The 461-nt window shown below is 55.3% G+C and carries 1 protein-coding gene; it reads left to right on the top strand.

Annotated elements, in window-relative coordinates:
- Nucleotides 1–461 (top strand): VCBS domain-containing protein (locus M9196_RS23320; protein ID WP_250619889.1); only part of this gene is annotated, 461 nt, incomplete at both ends.

Raw genomic sequence — 461 nt, 5'->3', positions numbered from 1 at the left:
GGCACCACGTTAGGCAGCCTGTCTATTTTGGCGGACGGCACGTGGACCTACACCATCGATAACACCCTATCTGAGGTGCAAGCCCTCGATGTGGGTGACACTCTAGTTGAGTCCTTTGTGGTCACCTCAGCGGACGGCACCGAGCACACGATTAGCGTGACGGTGAACGGCGCGGAAGATGAAACCTTCATCACCAATTATGCGCCTGACAGCGTCAAAGAAGATACGAATGACGTCGCGGGTGAACTCCTTGGCGGCGGCAAACTCGACATCGCCGATTTGGATGCGGGCGAAGCGGCATTTAACACCACCGTGACGAGCCTAACCAATAACGAAGGTCAGTCGCCATTAGGCACGCTAACCATTCTTGCGGATGGTACGTGGACCTACACGGTTGTGAATAGCCTAGAAGGCGTGCAAGAGCTTGGTGCCGGTGATACGCGAGTTGAGCGCTTTGAAGT

Origin of the sequence: Vibrio methylphosphonaticus (assembly GCF_023634655.1) — a bacterium.
In the GTDB taxonomy this organism is placed as follows: Bacteria; Pseudomonadota; Gammaproteobacteria; order Enterobacterales; family Vibrionaceae; genus Vibrio; species Vibrio methylphosphonaticus.
Note: the sequence above shows the minus strand (reverse complement) of the source record. Positions and strands in the feature narration are given on the sequence as shown.